Here is a 549-nt window from a genome sequence, read left to right as displayed (position 1 = left end):
TGACGATCACGGCAAGTAAGACGGCCCCGCCGCCACGCGCGGCACGGGCTTCAGGCGGCTGCCCGGTCATGCCGGGCAGCCGTTTTTTATGTCGGGGCGCGCAATGCTTGACTTCGGGCGGCGCGCGGGATAAATCCGCCCGACAATCAGGCACGTCACTTCGCGAGGGTTCGCGCAGTGGCGCGTCCTCTTTTGGGGAAATACGTTGTTCGAGACGCTGTCAGGCAAGCTTTCCGGTGTGTTCGATGGCCTCGCCAAGCGCGGGGCCCTGTCGGAAGCGGATGTTACGGAAGCCATGCGCGAAGTACGTCTGGCCATGCTGGACGCCGACGTGGCGCTGCCTGTCGTCAAGGACTTCGTCAACAAGGTGCGCGAACGCGCCGTGGGACACGAGGTGCTGGACAGTATCTCCCCCGGTCAGGCCGTCGCCAAGATCGTCAATGACGCGCTGATCGACGCGCTGGGCGGCGCGGGTGCCGTGCCGCTCAACCTGAACGCCGTGCCGCCGGTGCCGATCCTGATGGTCGGGCTCCAGGGTTCGGGCAAGAC

The 549-nt window shown here is 65.9% G+C and carries 1 protein-coding gene; it reads left to right on the top strand.

Annotation, left to right across the window (positions count from 1 at the left end; all coding sequences use genetic code 11):
* Positions 1-205: 205 nt before the first annotated feature.
* The coding region (locus JCM25156_RS26740) for a signal recognition particle receptor subunit alpha (RefSeq protein ID WP_199898892.1) at positions 206-549 on the top strand (344 nt) is incomplete at its 3' end.

This window comes from Komagataeibacter kakiaceti JCM 25156 (assembly GCF_000613305.1).
This window is presented reverse-complemented; position numbering and strand designations above follow the sequence as displayed.